Annotated in this window: 8 protein-coding genes and 1 pseudogene; 3 read left to right on the top strand and 6 right to left on the bottom strand. The window is 40.2% G+C overall.

What is annotated here, in order from left to right:
* The 6 genes from IV71_RS00005 to IV71_RS00025 all read right to left on the bottom strand — a co-directional run.
* Positions 1-364: Rha family transcriptional regulator (locus tag IV71_RS00005; protein WP_338085893.1), on the bottom strand; the 364-nt coding region annotated here is incomplete at its 3' end.
* Positions 365-426: 62 nt separating this feature from the next.
* A complete protein-coding gene (locus IV71_RS00010) occupies positions 427-657 on the bottom strand; it encodes a hypothetical protein (RefSeq protein WP_081460899.1) in 231 nt (76 codons plus the stop codon).
* The gene (locus tag IV71_RS00015; RefSeq protein ID WP_010692095.1) at positions 641-886 is read right to left on the bottom strand and encodes a hypothetical protein; all 246 of its coding nucleotides are present in this window, start codon (positions 884-886) and stop codon (positions 641-643) included. Before IV71_RS00015 ends, IV71_RS00010 begins: the two co-directional genes overlap by 17 nt.
* An 18-nt stretch (positions 887-904) precedes the next feature.
* Complete coding sequence (locus IV71_RS08415; protein ID WP_010692094.1) at positions 905-1,027, bottom strand: hypothetical protein; 123 nt, start codon at positions 1,025-1,027, stop codon at positions 905-907.
* An 11-nt stretch (positions 1,028-1,038) separates the two neighbouring features.
* Positions 1,039-1,236 carry a hypothetical protein gene (locus tag IV71_RS00020; RefSeq protein ID WP_010692093.1) on the bottom strand — a complete coding sequence of 66 codons (198 nt, stop codon included), beginning with the start codon at positions 1,234-1,236 and terminating at the stop codon, positions 1,039-1,041.
* A 45-nt stretch (positions 1,237-1,281) separates the two neighbouring features.
* The gene (locus IV71_RS00025) at positions 1,282-1,494 is read right to left on the bottom strand and encodes a helix-turn-helix domain-containing protein (RefSeq protein ID WP_010692092.1); all 213 of its coding nucleotides are present in this window, start codon (positions 1,492-1,494) and stop codon (positions 1,282-1,284) included.
* Positions 1,495-1,628: 134 nt separating this feature from the next.
* On the opposite strand from IV71_RS00025, the gene IV71_RS00030 reads away from it, so the two are divergent.
* From IV71_RS00030 to IV71_RS08010, 3 genes and pseudogenes are all read left to right on the top strand, one after another.
* Positions 1,629-2,333, top strand: coding sequence for a LexA family protein (locus tag IV71_RS00030; protein ID WP_010692091.1), 705 nt, complete (start codon positions 1,629-1,631; stop codon positions 2,331-2,333).
* Between the two features lie 79 nt (positions 2,334-2,412).
* Complete coding sequence (locus tag IV71_RS08200; RefSeq protein WP_010692090.1) at positions 2,413-2,562, top strand: hypothetical protein; 150 nt, start codon at positions 2,413-2,415, stop codon at positions 2,560-2,562.
* Between the two features lie 92 nt (positions 2,563-2,654).
* Positions 2,655-3,023, top strand: a pseudogene (locus IV71_RS08010) (SAM-dependent methyltransferase); the annotation flags it as partial.

Here is a 3,023-nt window from a genome sequence, read left to right on the forward strand (position 1 = left end):
CAGCCAGTCCAATGTTTGCCCGCTTGTTAAGCTCTCGATTTAGCTTGGCTTGGTCTAATTCCTTTCTCATTTGCATAAACGCGAGGACTAAATCACTCTTGAACTGTACAACTTTAGGGCTGTTTCCTAATAGCGTGATAAAGAAGGTTGCCTGTGCTTCGTTGAGCTTCCAAATCTTTTCAGGTTGTCCTGCTCCAATAATACTTACATATTCGTGAGCAAGTATTCCAAACCTTTTTAAGTCTTCCCTATGCTTATAAAACTTATTCCTAACAGCCCTATAATTTTGGTCGACGCTCTCGGCAATGATATTTAATGTTGTGTAAGGTTCATCTTTCAAACCCTTGTAATAAACTAATTCCATTCATTAACTCCTTTATAAGTTTCTAGTTTTTCCATTCTTATGCAAAACAACTCAAATACGTTTTAGCTAAGCTGGTCTTTTGTCGTATCTTCCAAGGTAGCCAAGTCAGCCAGTACATTACTAATCTTTGTTTGGGCTAGTCGCATCGATAGGATTAGTTCCTTATGGCTTGGTTCAAGTCCCGGCATTTTAGATCCGCCTAAAATAGTTTCAGCCTTGTGTAGTTCGTCTTGGTAATAACCAATAGAGATAAGCACGTCCTTGGTGTAGTCTCTGTTATCCACGGTTGTCATCCCCTTCAAACTTGTTTAGTCCTAATTTTGCCATTTCATCGCTGACAACATTACTGATACTTACTGCGTTTGATTGTGCAATCTCGATAAACTCCAACAAATCTTTTTCGGTCACGTCTCCGTTTTGATAAATTTGTTTAATCTCTTTTGCTTGGCTTGCAATATAGTCAGCCATTTCTGTTGCCCCGTTTAATTGACGTTGTGCATTTCGTTTTGTTTGTGCTTTCATGTTGCTCATTCCTCTCTATTAGCCCTTGTGCCTGCGTGACTGCTTGTCTTCATTTTCTGCCACTGTGTAGCCTGCCACATAGCCAACCACTCCAATACATGCCACTGTTACCAGCGTTGTTACAATGTTCCAAAGCTCCATGTCATCCCCTCCTAATACCAGTTCTCAATCGCTTGGTCGATTTCTTCCCGGTCGTACCGCTTACCAAAGTCTGTGACCTTTGCATGCACTCGCCCAGTGTCAATGAGGTGGCGCTTAAACGTCCCTTGGGCTACGTTGCAATACTTGGCCGCTTGTTTCCAATTAAGCCAGCGTGGCCACTCTGTGACCGTCTGTGTTGTTTGTTCCATGTTCTTGAGTGCTCCTCATTCCATAGTTTATAAAAATATAAACACCTAGACCAAAAAAATAGAAGTTAATTTAACCCCTAAGCCGTCAGCAATCTTCTTTGCTGTTGTAGGGGATGGGTTCATTTTCCCGGATACCACATTGCTCATATAAGGGACAGATACGCCAATACGTCGGCTAAATCCTGATATGCTTTCACCCCCTTGGTAGATATGTCGCTTAAGTTCTTCTGGTTCTTTCACTGTTACTTTAACTTGCATTGTGTTTTTCCTTTCATGTTTTGTTATAAAAAATATAACACTAACCTTATGTTTTTGTAAACACTTTTTATTATATTTTAATAACATTGTTTATTTTTTTATACTAAAATAGTCATATATAGGAGAGTATGAAAATGATAACTTCAAAAGAGTTTGGTTATTCGCTTAAAGATTTACGATATAACAAAGGTTACTCAGTGAGGCAGGTCGCTTTACAAGCAGGTATGGCCTCTTCTTACCTTTCACAAATTGAAAACGGACACCATAATATACCTAAGGTTGAAACACTAAAGAAAATTGCTAAAGGTCTGCGTGTTCCTGATTCTCAAATCTTCGAATTAGCCGGTATTACTTTAGCCCGTTCTAGTGATGCTGTCCCATCTAATGCCATCCCCTTTCAGATTGACCATAATAGCGTTAATCTGCCAATCTATGGGCGTATCTCTGCTGGTTATCCAGAAGGAGCTAAAGAGGACGTTGAGGGTGATATAGGCGTTAATAGTACCTTAATCAACAAGTACGGCAAGGATAACCTTTTAGCCCTCCGGATTGACGGCGAAAGCATGAACAAGATAGCGCCCAATGGATCTATTGCTATATTAGCCAAGGTGGACACGTCAGACCTTAAAAATGGGGATGTTTGTGGTGTGATTATTAACGGGGATAGTGCCACGATTAAACACGTCTATCGCTATCCTGACCATATCCGCTTTGAGCCAGATAGCTGGTTATCGGACTTTAAGGCCTACGAATATAAAAACGTTGATGTCGAAAACAACGAGCCCCCTATTCAATTTATAGGAAAGCTCGTACAAGTGGTTACAGAGTTCTACAAATAACACAGACAAAATAAAAAGCCCACTATGGGCTTACGTGGCATACTACAATCGGGCGTTCGGAAGATGAGGAAGAGTATTTATGAAAACAAAAATAGTACAAGCAATATCAGCACACGGCCTGGAGGAAAAACTAAACGAGGCGATTTTTGATATTGAACAACAAGGTCAAGAGGTTGTTAGTGTGACACCTTGGTCTGTAACATATCGAGCGCTAATTTTCTACAAATAAAAAAGCCCGCTTGGGACTTACACGATATAAAGCGCCTATATTAGTGAGGCATGTTCTCCCCTTATTGGGGATGAAAGGATATTTTTAAAATAATGATTAAACAGCTAAAGAAAAAAGGCCTCGATGCACCTTTAGTACCATTCTTATATATTTTAGGGGGCATTCTTGCATTTGCCTACGGCATTGCCTTTCATAAATACTACGATGGTTACATGTGGACAATTTTATACGGCGTTCTGATGATTCTTGCAGGCGCTATATTTATCAACACCTCCATTCGAGGAAAGCACAAGATATGGAATAGTCTTTTATCCAAAATGACGATTGATCCTAATTCAAAGGTTCTTGACTTAGGCACTGGTCATGGAATGGTCTTGCTAATGTTCGCTAAACTTTTATCAGGGAATGGTCACGCTACAGGTATTGACTTGTGGCGCAACTCTGACCAGTCTGACAATAGT

This window comes from Fructobacillus fructosus KCTC 3544 (assembly GCF_001438695.1).
Taxonomy (GTDB): Bacteria; Bacillota; Bacilli; order Lactobacillales; family Lactobacillaceae; genus Fructobacillus; species Fructobacillus fructosus.

What these genes read in the sequence shown, in the direction of transcription:
- IV71_RS00010 (WP_081460899.1), bottom strand. Translation starts at nt 657, where the DNA reads ATGACAACCGTGGATAACAGAGACTACACCAAGGACGTGCTTATCTCT.
- IV71_RS00015 (WP_010692095.1), bottom strand. Translation starts at nt 886, where the DNA reads ATGAAAGCACAAACAAAACGAAATGCACAACGTCAATTAAACGGGGCA.
- IV71_RS08415 (WP_010692094.1), bottom strand. Translation starts at nt 1,027, where the DNA reads ATGGAGCTTTGGAACATTGTAACAACGCTGGTAACAGTGGCATGTATT.
- IV71_RS00020 (WP_010692093.1), bottom strand. Translation starts at nt 1,236, where the DNA reads ATGGAACAAACAACACAGACGGTCACAGAGTGGCCACGCTGGCTTAAT.
- IV71_RS00025 (WP_010692092.1), bottom strand. Translation starts at nt 1,494, where the DNA reads ATGCAAGTTAAAGTAACAGTGAAAGAACCAGAAGAACTTAAGCGACAT.
- IV71_RS00030 (WP_010692091.1), top strand. Translation starts at nt 1,629, where the DNA reads ATGATAACTTCAAAAGAGTTTGGTTATTCGCTTAAAGATTTACGATAT.
- IV71_RS08200 (WP_010692090.1), top strand. Translation starts at nt 2,413, where the DNA reads ATGAAAACAAAAATAGTACAAGCAATATCAGCACACGGCCTGGAGGAA.